Source organism: Paraburkholderia saeva, assembly GCF_907164555.1.
GTDB classification, from domain to species: Bacteria; Pseudomonadota; Gammaproteobacteria; order Burkholderiales; family Burkholderiaceae; genus Paraburkholderia; species Paraburkholderia saeva.
On the sequence record NZ_CAJQZC010000005.1, the window covers coordinates 519,446 to 543,255 of the forward strand.

The window sequence follows — 23,810 nt, forward strand, 5'->3', positions numbered from 1 at the left end:
GCGTGCATGACGCGCCGCAGCATGGCGCTCAACGCGCGGCGGCTGCTGTACCGCGCGTGGGTGCACCGAGCGCGCGCAACGTTTCTTTCACGGTTGAAACACGCACGGCCAGGTCGGGCGTGCGCGTTTCGATGCGCAGCTTGTCCTGCCCCGCGAGCTTGATGTGCTTGTGCTTCTGGACCATCTCGATGATACGCATCGCGTCGATCGGCGGATTCGGGATGAACTGCAGGCCGATCACCGTTTCGCCGGCATCGATCTTCGAAATGCCAAGCGGTTTTGCGGCGAGCCGCAAGCGATGTGTTTCGACGAGCGCAAGCGCCTGCGGCGGCAATTTGCCGAAGCGGTCGATCAGTTCTTCCTGAATGCCGTCGATGGCATCGCTGTGTTCGCAGTTCGCGAGACGCTTGTAGAGCGACAGCCGTTCCTGCACGTCGCCGCAATAGTCCGCGGGCAGAATCGCGGGCGCGTGCAGGTTGATTTCGGTCGTCGCGGCGAGCGGTGCGGTGAGGTCCGGCTCGCGGCCTTCCTTCAGCGCCTTGACTGCGTCGTTCAGCATGTCGGTGTAAAGCTGGAAACCGATCTCATGAATCTCGCCCGACTGCTTGTCGCCCAGTACTTCGCCCGTGCCGCGAATTTCGAGGTCGTGCATCGCGAGGTAGAAGCCCGCGCCGAGTTCCTCCATCTGCTGGATCGCTTCGAGCCGGCGCTGTGCCTGCTTCGTAAGACCTTGCGGATCGTGCACGAGCAGATACGAGTACGCCTGGTGGTGCGAGCGTCCGACGCGGCCGCGCAGTTGATGCAGTTGCGCCAGCCCGAACTTGTCGGCGCGATGGATCAGGATCGTGTTCGCGCTCGGCACGTCGATGCCGGTTTCGATAATCGTCGTACACAGCAGCACGTTCGCCCGTTGCGCGACGAAATCGCGCATCACGCGTTCGAGTTCGCGCTCGTGCATCTGCCCGTGCGCCACCGCAATGCGGGCTTCCGGCACGAGCGCCTCGAGCATCGCGCGGCGGTTCTCGATCGTCTCGACCTCGTTGTGCAGGAAGTACACCTGGCCGCCGCGCTTGAGTTCGCGCAGCATCGCTTCGCGGATCACACTGTCTTCCTCGCGGCGCACGAAGGTCTTGATCGCAAGCCGCTTCTGCGGCGCGGTCGCGATCACCGAGAAGTCGCGCAGGCCTTCGAGCGCCATGCCGAGCGTGCGTGGAATCGGCGTGGCGGTGAGCGTCAGCACGTCGACTTCGGCACGCAGCGCCTTCAGCGCTTCTTTCTGGCGCACGCCGAAACGGTGTTCCTCGTCGATGATCACGAGGCCCAGCCGCTTGAACTGAACATCGGAGGACAGCAGCTTGTGCGTGCCGATCACGATATCGACAGTGCCTTCGTTGATCTGCTGGATCGCCGCGCTGACTTCCTTCGTCGACTTGAAGCGCGACAGTTCCGCGATGCGCACCGGCCAGTCGGAGAAGCGGTCGGTGAACGTCTGCGTGTGCTGTTCAGCGAGGAGCGTAGTAGGCGAGAGCAGTGCGACCTGTTTGCCGCCGAGCACCGCGATGAACGCCGCGCGCAGCGCGACTTCGGTCTTGCCGAAACCGACGTCGCCGCACACCAGCCGGTCCATCGGCTTGCCGCTCGTCATGTCGCCGATCACGGCGGTGATCGCGGCGGCCTGATCCGGCGTTTCCTCGAAACCGAAGCTTTCGGCGAACTTTGCGTAATCGCGCGGTTCGAGCGGGAACGCGTGTCCCTGACGCAGCGCGCGGCGTGCATACAGGTTCAGCAGTTCGGCGGCGGTGTCGCGAATCTGTTGCGCGGCCTTTCGCTTGGCTTTTTCCCACTGGCCCGAGCCGAGCGAATGCAGTGGCGCGCTTTCCGGATCGGCGCCGCTGTAACGCGAGATCACGTGCAGTTGCGATACCGGCACGTAGAGCTTGCTGTCGCCCTGGTATTCGAGGTGCAGAAACTCGGTGTCGCCTTCGCCGAGATCCATCGTGACGAGGCCCATATAGCGGCCGATACCGTGCTGCGAATGCACGACCGGGTCGCCGATCTTCAGCTCCGACAGGTCGCGCACCATCGAATCGACGTTGCTCGCCTGTTCCTGGCGGCGTCGCCCCGCGCGGCGCGCGAGCGGGCCGTACAGTTCGGTTTCGGTGATGAGCGCGATGCCTTCGGCGGGCAGCGCGAAGCCGTTCGCGAGCGGCGCGACGCCGAGCGCGAAACGCGCGTCGGTGGTGAGCCAGTCCTCATAGCTGTCGGTCGACGCCGGCAACAGATGGTTGTCGACGAAGAGCTGCATGATCGTCTCGCGCCGGCCCGCCGATTCGGCGGCGAACATCACGCGATGCGGCGTTGTGTCGAGATACGCGCGCAATGCGGAGATCGGGTCTTCGGCGTGACGGTCGACCGCGAGGTTCGGCAGCGGCGTCGCCCAGCCGCCGCCCGCGTTGCCCGGCAAGACGAGGCGTGCGAACGGTTTGGCGAGCGTGAAGAAGTCTTCGTCGGAGAGAAAGAGGCGCTCCGGGTCGAGAATTGGCCGGTCGCGATCGTGCGACAGGAAGTTGTGGCGTTGCTTCGTGTCGTTCGTGAAGCGGCGAATCGCGGCGTCCAGATCGCCCAGGAACGCCAGTTGGGCGTTTTCGGGCAGATAGTGGAAGAGCGTCGCCGTTTCGTCGAAGAAGAGCGGCAGGTAGTACTCGATACCCGCCGACGGCACGCCATTGCCGATGTCCTTGTAGATCGACGCGCGGCTCGGGTCGCCTTCGAACACTTCGCGCCAGCGGCTGCGAAACGCGGTGCGCGCCGCTTCGTCGAACGGGAACTCGCGGCCCGGCAGCAGGCGCACGTCACGCACCGGGTAAAGGCTGCGCTGCGTGTCGGGATCGAACGCGCGGATCGAATCGACCTGGTCGTCGAAGAGGTCGATCCGGTAAGGCAGCGGCGAACCCATCGGAAACAGGTCGATCAGCGAGCCGCGCACGCAGTATTCGCCAGGCCGCACGACCTGGCTCACGTGTTCGTAGCCCGCCAGCGTCAGCTGCGACTTCAGCTTCGCTTCGTCGAGCCGTTCGCCCTGGGTGAACGAGAACGTGTAGGCGGCCATGAACGACGCAGGCGGCATGCGGTAGAGCGCCGTTGTGGCCGGCACGAGCAGGATGTCGCAACGGCCTTCGCCCAGGTCGTGCAGCGTCGCGAGCCGCTCGGAGACGAGGTCCTGGTGCGGCGAGAACGTGTCGTAAGGCAGCGTTTCCCAGTCGGGAAGCAGGCGCACGCGCGCTTCGGGCGCAAAGAACGCAATTTCCTGGCTGAGGCGCTGCGCATCCACCGCGCTCGCGCAGACCACCGCGAGGAGCGGCACCTGCTTGCGATAAGCCAGGTGATAGCGGGCGATCAGAAGCGCATCGGACGAGCCGTGCGTGCCGTCGAAGGCGAAACGCTGGCCGGCCTTGACGAGCGCGACGGGCGGGGTGGACTGCGATGAAACGGCGATATCTGGCATAACGAAAAGGCAGCCCTGGCTCACACGTGAGCGGCAAGTTTACGCGCGTCTCGACGTGGACGCGAAGGACCTATTATAAAATCCGTCCTTCACTTTGACTTTCCCGGCGTCCGCCCTCGTGACTTCACGTCTTTTTGCCCTGATCCCATCCGCGGGAACCGGCAGCCGTTCAGGCGCCGCGATGCCCAAGCAGTACCGTACTATCGCGGGCCGAGACATGCTTCACTACTCGCTGGCCGCGTTCGATGCGTGCAGCGAGTTCGCGCAGACGCTCGTCGTCATCGCCCCCGACGACCAGCATTTCGACGCCCGGCGGTTTGCAGGGCTACGCTTCGCGGTGCGCCGCACGGGCGGGGCGTCGCGCCAGGCATCGGTTTTGAACGGCCTGCACGCGCTTGCCGAGTTCGGCGCGAGCGACGACGACTGGGTTCTGGTTCACGACGCGGCGCGCCCCGGCATCACGGCAGCGCTGATCCGCTCGCTCGTCGCGGCGCTGAAGGACGACCCGGTGGGCGGCATCATGGCGCTGCCCGCCGCCGATACGCTAAAGCGCATCACGCCGGACAGCGACAACCGGATCGCCCGCACGGAGGCCCGCGACGGCCTGTGGCAGGCGCAGACGCCGCAGATGTTTCGCGTCGGCATGCTGCGCGAGGCGATTCTGCGCGCACAGCAGGACGGCCACGATCTCACCGACGAAGCGAGCGCGATCGAATGGCTCGGCCACGCGCCGCGCCTCGTGCAGGGCAGCCTGCGCAATTTCAAGGTCACGTATCCCGAAGACTTCGATCTCGCGGATGCGATTCTCAGCAGGCCCGCAGCCTCCTGATTCAATAACGTACGACGACAGGCTAAAGAACATATGGATATCAGGATCGGACAGGGTTATGACGTGCACGCGCTCGTACCGGGGCGCCCGCTCATCATCGGTGGCGTGACGGTGCCGTACGATCGCGGTCTGCTTGGCCATTCGGACGCCGACGTGCTGCTGCATGCGATCACCGATGCGCTGTTCGGCGCGGCGGCCATGGGCGACATTGGCCGCCACTTTCCCGATACGGACGAGCGCTTCAAGGGCGCGAATTCCCGCGTGCTGCTGCGCGAGTGCGCAAAGCGCGTGACGGAAGCGGGCTTTGCGATCGGCAACGTCGACAGCACGGTGATTGCACAGGCGCCGAAGCTCGCGCCGCATATCGATGCGATGCGCGCGAACATCGCCGAGGACCTGAATCTGCCGCCGGAGCGGGTCAACGTGAAGGCGAAGACCAACGAGAAGCTGGGTTACCTGGGGCGAGGCGAGGGGATCGAAGCGCAGGCGGCGGTGCTGTTGACACGCGTCTGAACGCGTTGCGGCGGGCGCGCTTCACGGTTCGCCTGATTTCATCCGCACGCTTTGAGTGAATAAAAAACGCCACGGGCCGAAAACCCGTGGCGTTTTTTGCGCCGGGCGCGCCCGGCAAGGCGGAACGCGCCGGAACGCGCGAGGACGCTACAGCAACCCGGCTTACTTCCCTTCGGCCGCAATCACCAGCGCCGCTGCGTTGATCACGGCAGCGATACGACCGACGTCGCGTAGCTGCGTCGTGCTCATGCCGTCGGCGACCAGATTCTCGGCGTGGGATTTCACGCAGAAGTGGCACTTGCCGATGATCGACGCCGCGAGTGCGTACATCTCGAAGCGACGCTTGTCCACGCCGCCGTGGGACGCGTACGCGTTCATCCGCAGGCCGGCCGGCTGGGTCTTGAGTTCGGCGTTGTCGGCCATCTCGAGATACGGATACCAGACGTTGTTCATGCCCATCAACGCGGCCGCCGTCAGCACGCCGTTCACTTCTTCTGGTGGCAACGCGCCCGAATTGCGGATCGCATCGACAATCACGTGGCTCTTCGCCGCGAACGCCGCGGCCAGCGCGACGCCAACCGCGTCCGTGCCTTCCAGCGACGAGCGGGCAATCGTGCCGTCCAGATTCAGGCGGATATCTTTCGCGTAATCGGGAACGAGTTCTTTAATCGAAGCCAGAAATTCCATTGATATCTCCTATCAGATTGCCGATAAAAAAGCCCGCCGGCTCTTTCAAGCTTAGCGGGCTTTTCACTGCAATGCTTACAGCGTCGAGCCGCCCACAGCACGGTTGCACGGGCACAGTTCGTCCGTTTGCAGACCGTCGAGAATACGCAGCACTTCTTCCGGATTACGGCCGACGTTCAGGTTGTTCACCGAAACGTGCTGGATCGTGTTGTCCGGGTCGACGATGAACGTCGCGCGCAGTGCCACGCCGGCTTCCTTGTCGCGCACGCCGAGCTGGTCGATCAGCTCGCCCTTCACGTCGCCGAACGCGTAGTGGTTCAGCTTGCTCAGGTCCTTGTGTTCACGGCGCCATGCGAGCTTGACGAATTCGTTGTCGACGCTGCCGCCGAGCAGGACCGCGTCACGTTCTTCGAAGTCCTTCGCGAGCTTGCCGAATTCGACGATTTCCGTCGGGCATACGAACGTGAAATCCTTCGGGTAGAAGTAGATGATCTTCCACTTGCCCGGGAACGACTGTTCGGTGATGTCTTCGAATGCCGACACGCCGTTCTCTTCATGATTGTTGAAGCCCGGCTTGGCTGCGGTGACGGTGAAAGCTTCGAGTTTATCGCCCACGGTTTTCATGCAAATACTCCTGTGTGTTGGAAAAACAATCGGTTCAGGCTGCCTGCTCGCTGTAACGGCTAAGACGCTACATGAGAATCACTATAACTCTATTAATCAATAGAATCAATAGTTTTTAACTAATACTCCGGATAGGTTTTATTCACTGGCCCGATAGACCAGGCCGTGAGTCTCCGTTTCCTGGTGTCTTGCCCGGAACTCCGCACGACGAGCCCGGAAGGCGATCACACGCCTTTTGCAAGCGGGAAGTCGATCGTGACTTCGAGTCCGGGCCCCGGCGTCCGGTTACGCAGGCGCAGCGAGCCGCGATAACGGCCCACCAGCCGCTGCACGATCGCCATGCCGAGCCCGGTACCGTTTGCCTGGCTGCGCGCCGAATTCACACGATAGAACGGTCGTGTGACAAGTGCGAGCTGGTCTTCGGGAATGCCGGGCCCTTCGTCGACCACGGACAGCTCAACGCGCGAATGCGATACGCGCGTTTCGATGACGACGCGCGGAATGCCGTCGCCGTCGCTCAGGCCGTACTTGCGCGCGTTCTCGACGAGATTGCCGACGACGCGCCGCATGTCCGTTTCATCGGCCTCGACGACCGCCGAAGGCGCGAGCCGCGTGACGAGTCGCATGCCGTCTTCGCTCGTCATGCGCGCCGCCACTTCTCCTGCGATCACCGAAAGATCGACGGGTTCCGTCATTCTTTGTACGGGCCGCGCGTAATCGAGGAAGCGGCCGATGATCATGTCCATCTGTTCGATGTCGTCGACCATCGCGTCCTTCGTGGCCTGGTCCGACGGGCTCATTTCCGTTTCGAGCCGCAGGCGCGCAAGCGGCGTGCGCAGATCGTGCGAAATACCGGCGAGCATCAGCGCGCGATCGGCCTCGAGCTGTTCGAGGTCGGTCACCATCTGGTTGAAGCTTCGGTTCGTTTCGGCGGCCACGCCCATGCCGCGCTCGGGCAACGGCTCGGGCGACTGACCGGACCCCACCTTGCGCGCGGCCATCGCGAGCCGCGCGAACGGTCTGTTCACGAGACTCGTGATGAACGCCGCGCCGAAGAGCGATAGCGCGAGCGCGAAGATGCCCCATCCGGCCCACTGCAGGCCAGTGACGTTATCGAGCTGGTCGCGATCGAGCGCGACCCAGTAGTCGTCATCGTCGATCTTGAAGCTGATCCAGACGCCTGGAATATCGTTGACTGTCTGCGCGATGATCGTGTCGTCGCCAAGACGGCCGCGGATGTCGTGCTCGATCAGCCGGTTGAGCGACTCATCCGGTTGAAGGCGGTACTTGTCTGTCGTTTCGCGCGGGTACACGCGCACCCCTTCGTTGCTCTCCAGATCCTGCAGCAGTGCGCGCCGCAAGTCGGGATCGGAATAAAGGAGGGCGGTGCGCGTGAGCTTCACGATCGCGACGAGCTGCAGCGCCACGCGCTGCGCGCGCGGTTCGCGTTCGATCACCCGGAAGCTCTGGAACCATGCGGCGAGACTGACCGCGATCAACAGCGCGATCAGCAGGAAGGTCCGCCAGAAAAGGCCGCCGAACGCGAGCGTCAGGAGGCGCCGGTCGATCCGCATGGGCCCTTCTCGTCAGAAAGCAGGCGCGACAACCTCGGGGAGACCGTCAAGCCGCGCCGTCGGGAATGAAGACATAGCCGAGACCCCACACCGTCTGGATGAAGCGCGGGCTGCCCGGGTCCGGTTCGATGAGCTTGCGCAGACGCGAGATCTGCACGTCGAGGCTGCGGTCGAACACTTCGTATTCGCGTCCGCGTGCAAGCTCCATCAGCTTTTCGCGCGACAGCGGCTGGCGCGGATGACGCGCGAATACCTTCAGCACGGAGAACTCGCCGGTAGTGAGCGGAATTTCCTGGCCGGCTTTCGTCAACGTGCGGGTCGCGAGGTTGAGTGCGAATTCGCCGAACTCGAAGACCTCGGTGGTTTCGGACGGTGCGCCCGGCAGTTCCGATGGCGACTGGCGACGCAGCACCGCATGGATGCGCGCGACGAGTTCGCGTGGATTGAATGGCTTCGGCAGGTAATCGTCGGCGCCCATTTCGAGCCCGACGATACGGTCGACGTCTTCACCCTTCGCCGTCAGCATGATGATCGGTGTGCGATCGTTGCTGCCGCGCAGACGCCGGCAGATCGAGAGACCATCCTCGCCAGGCAGCATGAGGTCGAGCACGAGCAGATCGAAGCGCTCACGGACCCACAGCTTGTTCATTGACGGTGCGTTTTCGGCGACATAGACATTGAATCCCTGTTCGCCCAGATAGCGGCGCAGCAGATCGCGCAGACGCGGATCGTCATCGACGACGAGGATTTTTGAAGGGTTTTTGGTTTCCATAGTCGGCATCTTAGCGCGATTACAAAGCGGTGCCTGTTCGCACCATTTATCGGGTTACAGTCAGTTACAAAATTTACCCTGCTCGTGGCACGACGTAAAGCATGCGCGCTTACACTCCTTTACTGTTTGCGGCTGTTCGGTGGATACTTCACTCGACAAAAATTCTCGCTCCCGGTTATTGCCGGGGTCTGCACACGCATTTGAGGTACCGGTTGCCGCGCCACGAAGGGAAAAAAATGAAGGGAGGGGTTTGGCCGAATGTGCGCTTGCGCGTGATTGCACTGGCGGTTGCCGGCACGCTCACAGGCACATTGGCTTCGATGCCCACCCATGCCCAGCCTGCGCCAGACCGGATGGCGAACCCCCGCTCGTCCGGGCATGGCGGAGCCAAACCGCCGCATTCGCCGCACGCCGCAATCGCCGATCCGCCAGCATCGGACATCATGATGCGCACCGCAGTTCCCCCCGATCTGGATCAACGTCGTCGCGACGGGCACATGACGCCAGAAGAGCGACGCCTCCTGCGTCAGCACATCGAAGATGCCGTGCGTGAGCTTTACAAGCGGTAAGGCGGTTTGATCTGCCGCTGCCCGTACGCGTCAAAAATTTTCTGGCTTCTCTCACATCAACGAATCGCACTGAATGCCGTTGAGCGTGTAACGTATTAGCTCACCGCCAACGCGAACGTATGATGCATGCACGCGATACTCAAGTTGCGCCCGCAACGACATCGCGGCCTGCGCATGTCGGCGGAAATGAACTGCCGTAAGCGGCGCGATTTCGATGAAGCCGCGAGATCGCGAAGCGCGCGAACCGCGTTGAGCGGCATTGAGGGGAAGAGAGACCAAGCGACAAACGAGGTGCGCCATGAAGCGACGCGATTTCCTTGCGATGGCATCCGCAGCCAGTGCTGCTATGTGGCTGCCGGCGACGCGCATCGAGGCGTCGACACCCCGCGCGTTCACAGCCTCGGCTTACTCCCCCGGTTATCGCAACCTGTTGATTCTCGTCGAGCTGAAGGGCGGCAACGACGGCCTGAACACCGTCGTTCCCTACGCCGATCCAGCGTATTACAGGCTGCGCAAAAACATCGGTATCAAACGCGGCCAGCTGATCCAGCTCGACGGACGCACCGCGCTGCATTCAGCGCTGCAACCGCTGATGCCGCTCTGGGAGGCCGGCGAACTTGCCATCGTTCAGGGCGTGAGCTACGCGCAGCCGAACCTGTCGCATTTTCGTTCGATCGAGATCTGGGATACGGCTTCGCGCGCGGATCAGTATCTGCGGGAAGGCTGGCTTTCACGCGCGTTTGCGCAACGTCCGGTACCTGTCGGATTTGCCGCCGACGGTGTGTTCATCGGCAGCGCGGAAACCGGCCCGCTCGCACACGGCTCCCGTGCGATCGCGCTCGTCGACCCGATGCACTCCGTGCTCTTGTCACCGCGTGTTGCGCGAGGTTCGGCGCAAGCGCGCAAGCCCGGAAATGCCAGGATTTCCAGCCTGGGGAATGACATCGCCAAAGCGGGCTCGGCTGCTCGTCCTGAAGCCAGCTCTGATCATGAACGACCGGAACCCGACACGGCATTTCCTTCCGGCGCGTTCGGCGCATCGATCAGGGCGGCCATGCAGGCGCTGGACGGGCATAACGCCGCCAAAGGATTCACGTTGGGCGGCAGGGACGTCGCGGTGATCCGTCTTACGCTGAACGGTTTCGACACGCATCAGAACCAGTCCGGGCGGCACGCGGCGCTTCTCGCGCAACTGGCGGAAGGTCTGGCGGCGATGAAGGCGGCGCTCGTCGGCATGGGCCGTTGGGACAGCACGCTCGTCATGACGTATTCGGAATTCGGTCGGCATCCGCGCGAGAACCCGGGCAAGGGCACCGACCACGGCACTGTGGCGCCGCACTTCGTGACGGGCGGCCGGGTGCGCGGCGGCTTGTATGGTGTGCCGCCGCTCCTCGCGCAACTCGACGGCAATGGCAATCTGCCGGTCGGCGTCGATTTCCGGCAGCTATATGCGACCGTGCTCGAATTGTGGTGGGGCCTCGATTCGTCGAACGTGCTCGGCGAGCGGCTCGCACCGCTCCCGTTGCTGCGCGTCTGATTCTGCCTGCCTTGCCGAAAAGACCCGGGCGCACTAGCTGGATTTACGCGCTGCGCGCCACGCGATCCAGAGCTTGCGAACAGGCGTCAGCGCGATGCGTTGATGCAGAACCTGGTAGCCTTCGCGTTCGATCTCGTCGAGCACGGCGAGCGAAAGCGCCGCCTGCGCGCGCAGCGTGCGCTGTGTCGGGCGCTCGTCTGGCGGGATGGCGGCAAGCGCGGCATGGATCGCGTCGCGTGCGCGCGTGGTCTGGAAGCGCATCAGTTCAGTGAACGCGTCGCTATAACGGCGGTTGATCACATCCGCGGCCGTCACGTTGAAGCGCTGCATTTCGTCGATGGGAATGTAGATGCGTCCATGGCGCGCATCGTCGCCGAGGGCCTCGACGAACAGCGCGAGCATCAGCGCCTGACCGAGTGCTGGAGCCCAGTTCGAGACCCGCGCCGGATCGCGTGCGGTGGCGCGCGCGACGAGCGTCGCGAACGTGCCGCCGACGTTCGTCATATAACGCTGCAGGTTGGGATAGTCGAGATAGCGGGCCTGATCGAGATCCATCTCGTAGCCTGCGAGCAGTGCCTGCAGCGACGGATAGCTGCCTTCGATGTCGCCCAGATAGGCGGCGAGCGCCTTCGACACAGGATGGGACGGTTCGCCCGCAGCGAGCGAGGCCATTTCCTTCTGCCACCACGCGAGCTTCGTGCGACCGATCGTCGGATCACTCGTTTCCTTGACGGTCTCCTCGAATTCGCGGCGCAGCGCGAAGAGGGCGGTCAACAGCGGCTGGCGGGCGACAGACGCCTGACGAAGCGCGTAATAGGCGCTGGAGCCGGGCGGCGCGGCTTTCTGCTGGCAATAGTCGTCGAAATTCACTGGATTGGGGCGTGGGGAATCGGATGCAGACGGCGCGCACCGTGCGGCGCGGCAAGCCGAAAATTGTAGCATCGCAACCGGTTTCGCAGATGCAGACAAGCGTTGGCCAATCGGTTAGAATTTCGCGCTTACGCTTTCGGGCGCAGCTTCGGCGCGTTAAATACGCTGAACTTCCGGCCAGGTATAAAGATTCGCGTGAGTGGCGAAATTGGTAGACGCACCAGGTTTAGGTCCTGACGGGAGCAATCTCGTGCCGGTTCGAGTCCGGCCTCACGCACCACGAAAATAAGGTCACGTTCCCAAAAGGTACGTGGCCTTTTTTTGCATCTGCAGGAAGCGCCGCCAGCCGGCGAGCCACGTCGCGCGCACCGGGTCGCCCGGCAACGGTCAACCGCGAGCGTAGTCGGTCTGATATCGGGCAACCGCCGTGTCCAGGTTGAAAAACATCCTGTCGTTTCCGAGTGCGGCGCCGAGCGGAGCGCGCCGCACCATCGCGAGCACGCTGGGATTGAGTCCGACAAGCCAGAGCATGACGCCTTCTTCCTCGCGCATTTTCTTTTCCGCTTCCGTCAGCATCTTCAATGCGGTGTACTCGAAGTCGAATACACCGGAGAGGTCGAGCGCCACGACCTTCGGTTTTGCCGCTGCGTTGAACGACCGCAGCTTCTCGCCGACGCGCGTCGCATTGGCAAAGAAAATCCGGCCTTGCGGGCTCACCATCAGAAGGCCGGGGAAGGTCTCGTCGTCGGGATTGTCAGTCGATTGCGGGCGGAAGACGTTCGTGCCGCGCTTCCTGCCCATCACATAGACGGGCGGGTCCGACATCTGGTGGGCGAGCGCGACGAGCGACACGATAATCGCGACGATAATCCCCTTGAGCGTGCCGACTACCGCCACGCCGACCAGCGCGACCAGCGCCCAGATGAACTCCGTGCGACGCACCTTGAGGATTTCGCGGAACTCGACCGGCTGGATCAGCCCGACCGAATAGACGATGACGACCGCAGCCAGCGTTGCTTCCGGCATCAACCCGATGAGCGGCGCCAGAAAGAGCAATGTGCCGAGCGCTGCAAGCGAAGTGATCAGTCCGGAAAGCTGGGAGCGCGCACCTGAGAGCCGGTTCACGGCGGTTTGCGTCGTTCCGCCGCCTGCGGCCATGGCGCCGAAAAACGCGCCGCCGAGGTTGGCCAGTCCCGTCGCCAGCAACTCCCGGTTGGGCTGCGGCGTCGGCTCGCCGCTACGTGCGAATGCGCGGCCCGCCGCGATGGTTTCGGTGAAGCTCATCAGTGCGATGCCGAGCGCCGGCGGGCAAAGCGTCATCACCATCTGCAGGTCCGGCGGCGTAAAAGGAGGCAGTCCCGTCGGAACATGGCCCACCGTTGCGAGCCCATACGCCGGGAGGCCGAACAGTTTCACGCTTGCAATGCCGGCCACCACGGCAATCAGGGGGGCGGGCGCGCGCGGAAGCAGGCGTTCCAGCGCGACCAGCAGGCCGATCATGACCGCGCCGACTGCCACGGTTACGAGGGACGCCTGAGGGATCTCATGAACGATGGCGAGCAGGTTGTGAAGCAGCGAGCCTTTGTGAAAATGGATGCCAAGCAGCTTCGGCAACTGGTCGACGACGATCACGATCCCGATGCCGGCCTTGAAGCCGATGAGCACGGGTTCCGAAATGAAATTCGCGACGAAGCCGAGCCTCAGCAGTCTCGCCACGATCAGGGTCACCCCGACCATGCATGTCAAAGTCGCCGAAGCCGTCAGCAGGTTCGCCGTATCGCGGGTGGACGCAACGCTGTCGAGCGCCGTCGCGACGAGGATGGCGATGGTGGTCGTCGTGCTCACGCTGAGGACGCGCGAGGTTCCCAGCAGCGCGTAGATCAACATGGGAACGAAGGCGGTGTAGAGACCGACCTGAACAGGAAGGCCGGCGATGGTCGCGTACGCGAGCGCCTTCGGAATCACCACTGCGGCCACGGTCAGGCCGGCAATGACGTCGGGCCTGAGCCACGTTGTCGTGTAGTTGCCAAGCCATTCTGGAAAGGGCATGCGAACGCTGCCCGTCGAACGCCGTCGCGACGGACCCTGCCGCGCTACCCGGCGGGACGCATGTTCCTTTTTCATGACAACGATGGTTTTGGTCTGCAGTGAGGCGCCGGGCTCAGAACCGCGCGGCTATGTACTTGAACGGATAGTCCGGTTCCTCATAGCCATCCGGCTTTTGCCGCTTCGGCAGCGTCACCTTCCTGCGCGGCATGGCTTCGTAGGGAATCCTGTCGAGCAGATCGCGGATGATGTTGAGTCGCGCACGCCGCTTGTCATTTGAATTCGCTACGTACCACGGCGCGATCACGGTGTCCGACGCCTTGAACATCGCGTCGCGCGCCCGCGAATAGTCGTACCACCGGCTATACGACTTCAGGTCCATATCCGTCAATTTCCAGACCTTGCGTCCGTCGTGGATACGCGCCTCGAGGCGGCGGGTCTGTTCCTCGGAGCTGACCTCGAGCCAGTATTTGAGCAGGATGACGCCGGACCCGACGATCGCCTGCTCGACAAGCGGCACCGCCTTGAAGAAGCTCTGCACATCTTCGGTGGAGCAGAAGCCCATCACGCGTTCGACGCCCGCGCGGTTGTACCAGCTGCGGTCGAAGATCACGATTTCCCCTGCGGCCGGCAGGTAGGGCAGGTAGCGCTGAAGGTACATCTGGCTTTTTTCGCGCTCGCTCGGTGCAGGCAATGCGACGACGCGAAATATGCGCGGACTCACACGCTCGGTAATGGCCTTGATGGTGCCGCCTTTGCCCGCGCCATCGCGTCCTTCGAAAACGATGCAGACCTTGCTGCCCGTTTGAACGACCCATTCCTGGAGCTTGACGAGTTCGACATGCAACTGGAACAGCGCTTTCCGATATGCCTTGTAAGACAGTGTCTGGTCTTCCCCGGACGGGTCTTTTTTTGCCTTTGTCTTCGCCATATCCATGTCTTCACACGTACGTTAGCCACGGGGCGTCTCGCGCCAGTCCTTTCACAGTATAGGACGCGGTATGGGGCGCAACCATGCGACCTTGGTCCAATACCGTCCCCCGGTTGAACGCCGTATGCTGCACATTTCCGGCGATGGTCAGACGATCGGCTGGTCGTTGCCATGTCACTGGAATGCGCGGGTTCGATGCCGGCATCGCCCTGGACACCCAAGCCGGTTAGAGAGGCATCGTGCGTGTCCGCAGCGCGTTTGCAACCGGCGGGAAGAGACCCTTGCCGGCCAGAGGCGTCCATTTGGCAGCCGGTGTTCAATGTCACGCGCGGCGGCGACCCGGCAATGAATACATCACATGCCAACCGCAGGGGGAGGCCCCATGTACGCTACCGACCGGACGGAACAGGAAGACATCGAAACGCGCGAGCCGGTTCTGGATGTCGTCGATCGGGTTTCGGAACTGTGTTTTGGGCTCTTCATGGCGCTCACGTTCGTCGGCGCGGTGTCGGTCGCCACGGCAGGCGAAGATCCCGGGCGGAAGATGTTCTACACCGCGCTCGGCTGCAACCTTGCCTGGGGCCTGGCCGACGCAGTGATGTTTATCGTACGCACCCTGACCAATCGCGGCAGGCGGCTCTCGTTTGCGTTGAGGGCGGGAGCAGAGCCGGACGCAACCGCTGGCGTTCGCGTGCTTCGCGACGCCATGCCCGCGTGGTTCAAACCCCTGATCACCGATACGGAACTCGAGACCATCCGCGCGCGCCTCGCCGCCATCACAAATCTGCCGCGTCGACCGCGGCTTGTGCGCGATGACATCAAGGGGGCGGTGGGCATTTTCCTGATCGTCGTCATCTCGACGTTCCCGGTTGCGTTGCCGTTCGTCGTGTTGAAGGACGTTCCGACTGCCTTGATTGTCTCGCGTGCACTGACGCTTGCCATGCTGTTTGGCTGCGGCATCGCGCTGGGCCGGCACTCCGGGTTTGGCGGATTGAGAACGGGATTCGCGATGATGGCGCTCGGCGTCCTGCTGACCATGGCGATTATCGCGCTTGGTGGGTAACGACCCGCGCGTTGTGCGAACGAAGGAAGCATGTGCTTCGGTGTCCGGATACCCGAATCCTGGCCGGACAAAAGCCTGCAGGCGGGGCGCACAGAAAGAATGGCCGTGCCGCGACGAAAGCTGAGACCCGGGTATACCCACAATCCTGATGAAAACGATGAGGTCGCACCAGGCGCGTGTGGGGGCCGTCATGTTTACATACGTCAAGCAGGTCGACAGCGGGTCCTTTACGTAAGCGGAAGATTGAATGCACGCGTGCCAACATTAATCCGTGCCGCTAAATCCAGATTGCATTCAATATATGACGAGCGGGTCGACCGGAATAAATGACATACATTCCCCGGTAATTAATTCGCGATCGCCTATACTGGTTTTGCAATTGCGAGTTGTTCGAGGCAACGATCGCCCGGTCGGTCCGGGTCATTCAATTCACCGCGCCAGGCGTGGCGACAGCGTCGAATCCTCACAAACTGGGTACGGAGATACCGATGGTCAATCTGATCGTGCAGGGCAGAAACCTGGCGATAGACGCAGCGGCAACTTCAATAGCCTGGTTCGTGCAACAACGCTATTTTCTTCGAAGGTTCTCTCCGGATTTACATTTTTCACGAACGGGCGGCCGCCCGGTTCGCGAACGACGTCATTGGCGTTTAACGACAACGAGACACATTCCACTCCCGCTTCCTCTTCGTGGCACGGATATCTCGGGCAGCGCGACTGCGTCTGGCTCGCGCGAGCCTGCCGGTTCAGGGCCGGGGCGAAAAGGGCGTGTAGCCGCATGCGTGTCGTGGTTACGGGGCCGTGGCCGCGGTACGCGCCTTGACGCAAGCATTCCCCTGAGGGAAGCACTTGAAATGATGCCGGTTCCGATCATCACGGTCGACGACCGGAACCGGATCACCTTCGCGAACGCCAGAACGATGGAACTGTTCGGCTACACGAGGGAAGAACTGACCGGCGCGTCGGCCGATATGCTGTTCCCGCTGCGTGGCGTGTGTGACGACCAGCCGGGCGTCGATGGCCACGCCGAGGCGAACAACGCTTCCGGCGCTTCAACGACACAGGTCCTGGTCGCGCGCCGGCGCGACGGTGTCGATTTTCCCGCGGAAGCCACTACCACTCGATACACGGATCTCAAACGTGTATTGCAGATCACCGCGATATCGGATCGCAGTGGTGTCCGGGAAGTCGATCGAAACCGGAAGGAACTCGCCCATCTGGCGCGCGTTTCATCTCTCGGGGAGCTTGCCGGATCGCTGGCCCATGAGTTGACGCAGCCGCTCACCGCCATTTTGTTCAACGCGCAGGCGGCGCAGAAATTCCTCGAATCGGAGACGGCCGACCGGGCCGAGCTTCGTGACGCGCTGGAAGATATCGTCACGGATAACCGTCGCGCGAGCGAAGTCATCCAGAAGATCCGGACCCTGGTGCGCAATGGCGATATTGAATTGCAGCCGCTCGACGTCGGCGATGTCGTGCGCGATGCTGCGCTTCTTGTGCATAGCGATGCAATCGCTCGCGGCGTTCGCACCCGCTTCGACATTTCCGGCAATCTGGCGATGGTGTGCGGTGACAGGGTTCAACTGCAGCAGGTGGTCCTCAACCTGCTGCTGAACGCATTCGATGCGCTCAAGGAGAGCGCGCCTGCGGACCGGGTAGTCGAGACAACCGTGCGCGAAGAACCGGCTGGAGGCGTGCGGATTACCGTGAAAGACCAGGGCCTGGGCCTGACGGTCGACAGGATGGACAAGATATTCAGGCCGTTTTTCACGACGAAACCTCAAGGGCTCGGGCTGGGTCTTTCTATCAGCCGCACGATCATCACTGGTCACGGAGGCAGACTATGGGCGGAGAACAACAATGTCAGGGGAGCGTCGTTTCACGTAACGCTGCCAAAGGGAACCCACTCGCGACAGGGCTCCAGCCCCCCGTCGTCGTGAGCGAAACCGCCACCCGTGTCTTTATCGTGGACGATGACGAACGCGTGCGAAGCGCGCTCGCCCGCTTGCTGCGCGCGTCGGGCTATCGCGTCGAATGCTTTGACAGTCCCGAAGCCTTTCTGGACAGAGCCGATCTCGCGAGCGCACCCGCATGCCTCCTGCTCGATCTGCAGATGCCCGGCATGACGGGGCTCGAGGTGCAGCGGAGGCTCAACCAGCTCCTTCCAATCGTGTTTCTGTCGGGGCATGGCGACGTCGGCACGAGTGTCGATGCGATGAAAGCCGGCGCACTCGACTTTCTCGTCAAGCCGGTGTGCGAATCGCTATTGCTCGCTGCGGTAAATCGCGCGCTCGCCCGCGCATGCACGGAGTTCGCAGACAGAACGCAGAAGGCGGAGATCGAGGCGCGCGTCAATCATCTCACGCGCCGCGAGCGCGAAGTCATGGCGCTCGTCCTGACCGGCCGCCTGAACAAACAGGTCGCGAGCGACCTGGGTGCCGCCGAAAAGACGATCAAGATTCACCGGGCCCGCGTGATGGAGAAGATGAAGGCGAGATCGATCGTCGAACTCGTCCGGCTTGCGGAAAAAGCCGGCGTGCACGCGGCCGACGAGGAATAGGCGCCCCGGCGCCGATCGACCTGTCCTGAGACCCTGTTCGAAATGATCCGCTGCGGCGAACGCCGGTAGTGGACCAAAGCCCTATATCTCATTTCGCCATCTCCCGTTAGGCTAAAGCTGCAAGGGTCTACTAATGGGAGCGACTGCGCGTTCGCGTCGTCATATGGTCAATCTCAACCAAATCGTTGCTGTGGTCGACGACGACGAATCGGTTTGCCGCGCTATCAAGCGCCTCCTGCACTCCGTCGGAATCGCGGCGGAAACTTTTTCCAGCGGTGGCGAGTTTCTCGATACGCTTGCGGCGATTCCGTCATATCGGCCTGCCTGTGTGATCCTGGATGTCCAGATGCCTGGAATCAGCGGCCTGGAAGTCCAGCGTCAGCTTGCGCCGACGGGATTGCCTGTCATCGTGATTACGGCACACGACGAGCTTTCCACCCGTCAGACCGCGCTCGCATCGGGCGCCGTCGCCTATCTGCGCAAGCCGTTGAACGGCGCCATCCTGATCAAGGCCGTGGAAATGGCGATTGGCGGTACGCTGCGGCCTTGAACCACTTTCGCACGGTCGGGCGATATGAGACTAAGGTCCGATTGTCTCCCTTTCTCACGGCCACCAAACTGAATCAGGTCAACGTGTCAGCGGGAAGGCCAGCTGTCTCGCATTGCTTGCGCGGCCAGACGGGCTGGGCACGTGCATGATTTCGGCGCGCGCGCTGGGCGGTGCGTTGCGCGGCCGCGTCCAGAAAAAATGCGGGAGCGTACGTGATGAAATCCGGATCCGTTTTACTCACGGTTTTGCTCGGGGTTGCAGCGCTCGGCGCGTCGGCGGCCGGCTTCAATGGCAGCAGGCCGCTTGTCTGCGCGACGATGACATCGCACGCATGCCGTCCGGGGAGTGGGTGTAACCGGTCCTTGCCGACAGACATCCGGGCGGCCCGACTCCTTTCCATCGACTTCGAAAAGAAAGCCATCAACCGACCCGCGCACGCGACGGACCAGTATGCCGTCGACAGGGACCCGGGCCGCATCGTCGCTGAGGGCATCGCGACTGGAGCCGGATGGGCACGCCACGATTCGGGGGCGTCGATGATCGCGAGCAGCCGGGATGCATTCGTGCTGTTCGGCAACTGTATTGCCCTGTGATCAGGCGGGTCGCGCGATGAAAACCGTCTCCGTCTTCTCCATCCTGCCGTGGCCCGGTTCTGCCGGGTCCGTGGCGAGGGCAGTCCTCTATCGCAGCGCCTTGCGCGCGCTTGACGGGCGAACGCTGCTACTCGCCGTCGCCGCTGTCGCGTTACTTGCTTCCTGCAAGAAGCCACCCGCCGCACCGGCAGCGGCCGCGCCGGAGGTGACCGTCACGACGGTGGCGCAGCAGGATACCCCGGTCGATTTCGAATTTACTGCGCAAACCCAGAGCTCCCGCGAGGTCGAGATTCGTGCCCGTGTAGATGGCTTCCTCGACAAGCGCATGTATGTCGAGGGGCAGGTGGTCAAGGCCGGGCAGACGATGTTCCAGATGGACAAAAAGCCGTTCGAGGCCGCGCTTCAGACCGCCATGGGACAACTCGCGCAGCAGCAGGCGCGGCTCGAAGTGGCAAAGGCCAATCTCGCGCGCGTGCAACCTCTGGCGGCGCAAAACGCATTGAGCAAGAAGGATCTGGACGACGCGGTCGGTAACGAGAAGCAGGCCGCTGCCGCGGTGATTGCCGCGAAGGGAGACGTCGAGGCGGCGCAGCTCAACCTCGGATACACGACGATCAAGTCGCCGCTTCTCGGCCTGTCGAGTTTTGCGCGCCAGCAGGACGGCAGCTACGTCACGGCGACGGCGAACGGCTTGCTGACCTATGTGTATCAACTCGATCCGATGTGGGTGAATTTCAGCATTTCCGAAAACGAGATGCTGAGGTACAGGGACCAGATTGCAGCAGGGAGACTGAAATTCCCTGCGGGCAACGACTTTGTCGTCCAGCTGATTCTGGCGGACGGGTCTGAATTTGCGCAGGAAGGGCACATCGACTTTGCCAATCCCGCGTTCAACACCGAAACGGGGACCTTTCTGGTGCGGGCGAGCTTCGACAATCCGAAAGGTGTCTTGCGTCCAGGCCAGTTCGTGAGGGCTCGCGTCGCCGGGGCGATACGGCCCAGGTCCATTCTCGTGCCGCAGCGCGCCGTCTTGCAGGGTGCGAAGAGCCACTTTGTCTGGGTCGTCGACGACCAGTCGAAGGCGCACCAGCGGGTCGTCGAAGTGGGCGACTGGCACGGCGACGACTGGTTCATTTCAGACGGACTCAAGGCGGGCGAACGCATCGTGGTGGACGGCGCAATCCGTGTCACGGCCGACTCGCAGCTCAAGATCATCAAGGTCCTGGCGCCAGGAACCGGCGCGGCATCGTCTGCGGCCGGTGCCTCGGACACTGCCACGCCGCCGCCGGCCGCGCAGGCGCAGGAACTGCCGGGGCCCGCACCCGCCAGTGGAGCGACCCAGTGAGAGGCCGACCGACATGAGTATTTCGCACTACTGCATCGATCGGCCGATTTTTGCGTCGGTCATTTCGATCGTCATTACGCTGGGCGGCGCGCTGGCGATGTTCTCGCTTCCGGTCGCGCAATACCCTGATATCACGCCGCCGCAGATCACGATCGCCGCCACCTATCCAGGCGCCAACGCGGAGGTAGTGGCGAACAATGTCGCCGCGCCGATCGAGCAGCAGGTGAATGGCGCAGACAACATGATCTATATGAACTCGTCGAGTTCATCGACGGGCAACCTGACGATCAACGCGTACTTCCAGATCGGCACGAACCCTGAACTGGCCCAGGTCGATGTGCAAAACCGCGTGAACCTCGCGCTGCCGCAGCTCCCGCAATCGGTGCAGGCGCAGGGTATTCAGGTTCAGAAAAAATCGTCCGCGTTCATGATGGTGATTGCGATCTATTCGCCGACCGATCGCTACGATTCGGTCTACATCGCGAACTTCGCCAACATCTACGTGCTTGACGCGATCAAGCGGATTCCCGGCGCAAACCAGTCGAGTATTTTCGGCAATCCGGATTACGCAATGCGTGTCTGGCTGAAACCTGACCGCATGGCACAACTCGGCGTGACAGCCGCCGACGTGCAGCGGGTGGTGGCGAACCAGAACCAGCAGTTTGCCGTCGGCAGCATCGGGCAATCGCCAACGGGACAGGCGGTCGAGCAGTCATTTGCGGTCACGACCACCGGCCGCCTGACGTCGCCAACCGAGTTCGACGACATCATCGTGCGCGCCGCAAGCGGCGGCGCGGCAATCGTGCGACTCAAGGACATCGGCCATACCGAACTGGGGCAAAAGGACTACTCCATTCGCACCCGGTTCCAGGGCAAACCGGCGACCGTCCTTGCGGTTTATCAGCAGCCGGGCGCCAACGCGCTCGACGTTTCGAAGCGGGTCCGCGCGACGCTCGAGGAACTGAAAAAGTCCTTTCCTGAAGGCATGACGTACGAAATCGCCATGGACACGACCGAGTTTACCCGGGCCTCCATCTCCGACGTCATTCACACGTTCTTCGAAGCGCTCGTGCTCGTCGTCATCGTCGTGTTCGTGTTTCTGCAAAGCCTGCGCGCGACGCTGATCCCGATCGTGGCGGTGCCGGTCTCGATCGTCGGGACATGCATGTTCATGCTGCTGCTCGGCTTCTCGATCAACATGCTGACCCTGTTCGGGATGGTGCTTGCCATCGGGATTGTCGTGGACGATGCGATCGTTGTGATCGAAAACGTCGAACGCAACATGACGGTGTACAAACTCAATCCCAAAGACGCCGCCAAAAAGGCCATGGACGAAGTGGCGGGGCCGGTCATCGCCATCGTCCTCGTGCTGTGCGCGGTGTTCGTGCCGGTGGCGTTTCTCGGCGGGATCACGGGACAGATGTACAAGCAGTTCGCCATTACGATTGCGATTTCGGTGGTGCTGTCGGGTATCGTGGCACTCACGTTGTCGCCGGCGCTCGCCGCCTTGCTGCTAAAGAGTACACACCACGAAAAGAAGGGCTTTTTCCGCTGGTTCGACAACATGTTCCTGAAGATGACGGCGGGCTACACAGCGGCGGTCAGGGTGGTGATCAAGCGGTCCATCCTCGCGCTGGTGTGCTTCGTCGGCATGATCGTGCTTTCGGTACTCATGGTGCGGTCGATTCCCGGTGCGTTCCTGCCACCGGAGGATCAGGGCTATCTGCTTGGCGCCGTTATCATGCCGGACGCGGCGAGCCTTGACCGTACCGGAGAGGTGTCGCAGCAGGTCACCGAGTACTTCAAGAAGCAGGCCGCGGTCGGGAGCATCGCGGTCGTCGATGGATACAGCCTGCTCGACAACCAGAACAAGAACAACGCGAGCACGTTCTTCGTCGGCCTCAAGAGTTTCGAGGACCGCTACACATCCGCGAACATCAGGACACAGAACGCAAAGGCAGTGCTGCTCGACGCGTACCGCAACTTCGCGAACGTGAAAGAGGGCGTCGTGCTGCCGGTGAATCCGCCGTCGATTCCGGGGCTCGGCACGACGGGCGGCACGGAGGTGTGGATCCAGAGCAAGGGCGACGCCAGCATTGCGCAACTCGCGGAAGTCGCGGACGAGTTCGTCCAGAAGGCGAAGAAGCGCCCGGAACTCACCGGGGTGACCTCGACGTTCAACGCGTCATCGAGGCAACTGCTGGTTCAGGTGGACCGCGACAAGTCCGAGACGCTGGGTGTGCCTGTCGAAGACGTGTACAGCGCCATGCAGACGATGTTCGGGTCGCTCTACGTATCACAGTTCAACCGGTCGAGCCGGCTCTGGCAGGTGATCCTGCAGGCGGAGCCGTCGTACCGGTTGAAGCCCGAGGACCTCGACCAGATCTTCGTGCGCAGCAAGACCGGCACGATGGTTCCGATCAAGTCGGTTGCGAGCTACCAGTACGTGACCGGTCCTGACCTGGTCACGCGCTTCAACAATTTTCCGGCGATCAAGATCACGGCCAATGCCGCGCCTGGATACAGTTCCGGGCAGGTGATCGCCACGCTCGAAGAGCTTGCGACGCAGATGCCGTCCGGCTACGACGTCGCATGGAGCGGTGAAGCCTACGAAGAACGGCAGTCGGGCGGCACGTCCGGGCTCGTCTTCGTGTTCGGCCTCGTGATGGTTTTCCTCATCCTTGCTGCGCAGTACGAAAAGTGGTCGCTGCCGTTCGGCGTGCTGATGGCGGTGCCGTTCGCGCTTTTTGGCGCGCTGCTCGCCATCCTGTTGCGTGGACTGAGCAACGATGTGTACTTCCAGATCGGGCTGACGATGCTGGTCGCGCTCGCCGCCAAGAACGCGATCCTGATCTTCGAATTTGCAGTGCTGAACCGGGAGACGGGCGCGTCCGTGTTCGATGCCACGATGACGGCAGCCGAAGAGCGCCTGCGTCCTATCGTGATGACGTCTCTGGCGTTCATTCTGGGCTGCGTACCGCTCGCGATTGCGCAGGGCGCGTCGGCCAACAGCCGCCATTCGATTGGCACCGGGGTGATCGGCGGCATGCTCGGCGCGACAGCCATCGCCGTGTTCTTCATTCCGATGTTCTATTACCTGCTCGAAACATGGTCCTCGCGCTCCAGCGGAGGCAAGCAGACACCGGACCCGGGACCCGCCGACGCGGGTCCCGATTCGACGGCGGCAACAGGGCCTGGCGCGTCACACCGGGCGCCGTCCGCACCGCAGGAAGGTGAATGAC

The 23,810-nt window shown here is 62.6% G+C and carries 19 protein-coding genes and 1 tRNA gene; 12 read left to right on the top strand and 8 right to left on the bottom strand.

Going from position 1 to position 23,810, the window contains the following annotated elements; translation table 11 throughout:
• Positions 1-28: 28 nt before the first annotated feature.
• Positions 29-3,505 (bottom strand): transcription-repair coupling factor, encoded by a 3,477-nt coding sequence (mfd, locus tag LPA36_RS16780; RefSeq protein WP_228878753.1) that lies wholly within the window; start codon positions 3,503-3,505, stop codon positions 29-31.
• 118 nt (positions 3,506-3,623) lie between these two features.
• Between mfd and ispD the strand changes: the two genes are divergently transcribed.
• Positions 3,624-4,334 (top strand): 2-C-methyl-D-erythritol 4-phosphate cytidylyltransferase, encoded by a 711-nt coding sequence (gene ispD / locus LPA36_RS16785; RefSeq protein ID WP_228878755.1) that lies wholly within the window; start codon positions 3,624-3,626, stop codon positions 4,332-4,334.
• 33 nt (positions 4,335-4,367) lie between these two features.
• On the top strand, positions 4,368-4,847 hold the full coding sequence (ispF, locus tag LPA36_RS16790) for a 2-C-methyl-D-erythritol 2,4-cyclodiphosphate synthase (protein WP_228878758.1): 480 nt from the start codon (positions 4,368-4,370) through the stop codon (positions 4,845-4,847).
• A gap of 162 nt (positions 4,848-5,009) precedes the next feature.
• On the opposite strand, the gene LPA36_RS16795 is transcribed toward ispF, so the two are convergent.
• The 4 genes from LPA36_RS16795 to ompR form a co-directional block, all read right to left on the bottom strand.
• Entirely contained in the window at positions 5,010-5,534 is a 525-nt protein-coding gene (locus tag LPA36_RS16795; protein ID WP_228878761.1) for a carboxymuconolactone decarboxylase family protein, read from the bottom strand.
• 75 nt (positions 5,535-5,609) lie between these two features.
• On the bottom strand, positions 5,610-6,158 hold the full coding sequence (locus LPA36_RS16800) for a peroxiredoxin (RefSeq protein WP_228878763.1): 549 nt from the start codon (positions 6,156-6,158) through the stop codon (positions 5,610-5,612).
• A 224-nt stretch (positions 6,159-6,382) separates the two neighbouring features.
• Positions 6,383-7,732 (bottom strand): ATP-binding protein, encoded by a 1,350-nt coding sequence (locus LPA36_RS16805; RefSeq protein ID WP_228878765.1) that lies wholly within the window; start codon positions 7,730-7,732, stop codon positions 6,383-6,385.
• A 46-nt stretch (positions 7,733-7,778) separates the two neighbouring features.
• Complete coding sequence (gene ompR, locus LPA36_RS16810; RefSeq protein ID WP_006048917.1) at positions 7,779-8,513, bottom strand: osmolarity response regulator transcription factor OmpR; 735 nt, start codon at positions 8,511-8,513, stop codon at positions 7,779-7,781.
• Positions 8,514-8,740: 227 nt separating this feature from the next.
• Between ompR and LPA36_RS16815 the strand changes: the two genes are divergently transcribed.
• Together LPA36_RS16815 and LPA36_RS16820 are read left to right on the top strand one after the other, a co-directional pair.
• Positions 8,741-9,073: a hypothetical protein gene (locus LPA36_RS16815; protein ID WP_228878875.1), complete on the top strand. Its 333-nt coding sequence runs from the start codon at positions 8,741-8,743 to the stop codon at positions 9,071-9,073.
• A 298-nt stretch (positions 9,074-9,371) separates the two neighbouring features.
• Complete coding sequence (locus LPA36_RS16820; RefSeq protein ID WP_228878768.1) at positions 9,372-10,610, top strand: DUF1501 domain-containing protein; 1,239 nt, start codon at positions 9,372-9,374, stop codon at positions 10,608-10,610.
• 33 nt (positions 10,611-10,643) lie between these two features.
• Here the strand turns inward: LPA36_RS16820 and LPA36_RS16825 are convergent, their stop codons facing one another.
• Positions 10,644-11,480, bottom strand: a complete 837-nt coding sequence (locus tag LPA36_RS16825; RefSeq protein ID WP_228878771.1) for a squalene/phytoene synthase family protein — start codon at positions 11,478-11,480, stop codon at positions 10,644-10,646.
• Positions 11,481-11,673: 193 nt separating this feature from the next.
• On the opposite strand from LPA36_RS16825, the gene LPA36_RS16830 reads away from it, so the two are divergent.
• A tRNA-Leu gene (locus tag LPA36_RS16830) sits at positions 11,674-11,760 on the top strand.
• A gap of 107 nt (positions 11,761-11,867) precedes the next feature.
• Here LPA36_RS16830 and LPA36_RS16835 read toward each other — a convergent pair.
• Positions 11,868-13,529: a SulP family inorganic anion transporter gene (locus tag LPA36_RS16835; RefSeq protein ID WP_228878774.1), complete on the bottom strand. Its 1,662-nt coding sequence runs from the start codon at positions 13,527-13,529 to the stop codon at positions 11,868-11,870.
• A 112-nt stretch (positions 13,530-13,641) separates the two neighbouring features.
• The gene (gene ppk2, locus LPA36_RS16840; RefSeq protein WP_228878777.1) at positions 13,642-14,457 is read right to left on the bottom strand and encodes a polyphosphate kinase 2; all 816 of its coding nucleotides are present in this window, start codon (positions 14,455-14,457) and stop codon (positions 13,642-13,644) included.
• Positions 14,458-14,839: 382 nt separating this feature from the next.
• On the opposite strand from ppk2, the gene LPA36_RS16845 reads away from it, so the two are divergent.
• The 7 genes from LPA36_RS16845 to LPA36_RS16875 all read left to right on the top strand — a co-directional run bounded on the left by LPA36_RS16845 (position 14,840) and on the right by LPA36_RS16875 (position 23,809).
• The gene (locus LPA36_RS16845; RefSeq protein WP_228878780.1) at positions 14,840-15,520 is read left to right on the top strand and encodes a hypothetical protein; all 681 of its coding nucleotides are present in this window, start codon (positions 14,840-14,842) and stop codon (positions 15,518-15,520) included.
• 488 nt (positions 15,521-16,008) lie between these two features.
• The gene (locus LPA36_RS16850) at positions 16,009-17,460 is read left to right on the top strand and encodes a sensor histidine kinase (RefSeq protein ID WP_228878782.1); all 1,452 of its coding nucleotides are present in this window, start codon (positions 16,009-16,011) and stop codon (positions 17,458-17,460) included.
• Positions 17,457-18,080, top strand: a complete 624-nt coding sequence (locus LPA36_RS16855; protein WP_228878785.1) for a response regulator transcription factor — start codon at positions 17,457-17,459, stop codon at positions 18,078-18,080. Before LPA36_RS16850 ends, LPA36_RS16855 begins: the two co-directional genes overlap by 4 nt.
• Positions 18,081-18,243: 163 nt before the next feature.
• Positions 18,244-18,630, top strand: coding sequence for a response regulator transcription factor (locus LPA36_RS16860; RefSeq protein WP_228878789.1), 387 nt, complete (start codon positions 18,244-18,246; stop codon positions 18,628-18,630).
• Positions 18,631-18,845: 215 nt separating this feature from the next.
• Positions 18,846-19,223, top strand: a complete 378-nt coding sequence (locus tag LPA36_RS16865) for a hypothetical protein (protein WP_228878790.1) — start codon at positions 18,846-18,848, stop codon at positions 19,221-19,223.
• A 16-nt stretch (positions 19,224-19,239) separates the two neighbouring features.
• Positions 19,240-20,568: an efflux RND transporter periplasmic adaptor subunit gene (locus LPA36_RS16870; protein ID WP_407674293.1), complete on the top strand. Its 1,329-nt coding sequence runs from the start codon at positions 19,240-19,242 to the stop codon at positions 20,566-20,568.
• A gap of 13 nt (positions 20,569-20,581) precedes the next feature.
• A complete protein-coding gene (locus LPA36_RS16875) occupies positions 20,582-23,809 on the top strand; it encodes an efflux RND transporter permease subunit (protein ID WP_228878793.1) in 3,228 nt (1,075 codons plus the stop codon).
• Position 23,810 lies beyond the last annotated feature (1 nt).

Excerpts from the sequence above, each read along its gene's own strand:
- mfd (WP_228878753.1), bottom strand. The coding sequence starts at position 3,505 with ATGCCAGATATCGCCGTTTCATCGCAGTCCACCCCGCCCGTCGCGCTC.
- ispF (WP_228878758.1), top strand. The coding sequence starts at position 4,368 with ATGGATATCAGGATCGGACAGGGTTATGACGTGCACGCGCTCGTACCG.
- LPA36_RS16795 (WP_228878761.1), bottom strand. The coding sequence starts at position 5,534 with ATGGAATTTCTGGCTTCGATTAAAGAACTCGTTCCCGATTACGCGAAA.
- LPA36_RS16800 (WP_228878763.1), bottom strand. The coding sequence starts at position 6,158 with ATGAAAACCGTGGGCGATAAACTCGAAGCTTTCACCGTCACCGCAGCC.
- LPA36_RS16805 (WP_228878765.1), bottom strand. The coding sequence starts at position 7,732 with ATGCGGATCGACCGGCGCCTCCTGACGCTCGCGTTCGGCGGCCTTTTC.
- ompR (WP_006048917.1), bottom strand. The coding sequence starts at position 8,513 with ATGCCGACTATGGAAACCAAAAACCCTTCAAAAATCCTCGTCGTCGAT.
- LPA36_RS16815 (WP_228878875.1), top strand. The coding sequence starts at position 8,741 with ATGAAGGGAGGGGTTTGGCCGAATGTGCGCTTGCGCGTGATTGCACTG.
- LPA36_RS16820 (WP_228878768.1), top strand. The coding sequence starts at position 9,372 with ATGAAGCGACGCGATTTCCTTGCGATGGCATCCGCAGCCAGTGCTGCT.
- LPA36_RS16835 (WP_228878774.1), bottom strand. The coding sequence starts at position 13,529 with ATGCCCTTTCCAGAATGGCTTGGCAACTACACGACAACGTGGCTCAGG.
- ppk2 (WP_228878777.1), bottom strand. The coding sequence starts at position 14,457 with ATGGCGAAGACAAAGGCAAAAAAAGACCCGTCCGGGGAAGACCAGACA.
- LPA36_RS16845 (WP_228878780.1), top strand. The coding sequence starts at position 14,840 with ATGTACGCTACCGACCGGACGGAACAGGAAGACATCGAAACGCGCGAG.
- LPA36_RS16850 (WP_228878782.1), top strand. The coding sequence starts at position 16,009 with ATGGTCAATCTGATCGTGCAGGGCAGAAACCTGGCGATAGACGCAGCG.
- LPA36_RS16860 (WP_228878789.1), top strand. The coding sequence starts at position 18,244 with ATGGTCAATCTCAACCAAATCGTTGCTGTGGTCGACGACGACGAATCG.
- LPA36_RS16865 (WP_228878790.1), top strand. The coding sequence starts at position 18,846 with ATGAAATCCGGATCCGTTTTACTCACGGTTTTGCTCGGGGTTGCAGCG.
- LPA36_RS16870 (WP_407674293.1), top strand. The coding sequence starts at position 19,240 with ATGAAAACCGTCTCCGTCTTCTCCATCCTGCCGTGGCCCGGTTCTGCC.
- LPA36_RS16875 (WP_228878793.1), top strand. The coding sequence starts at position 20,582 with ATGAGTATTTCGCACTACTGCATCGATCGGCCGATTTTTGCGTCGGTC.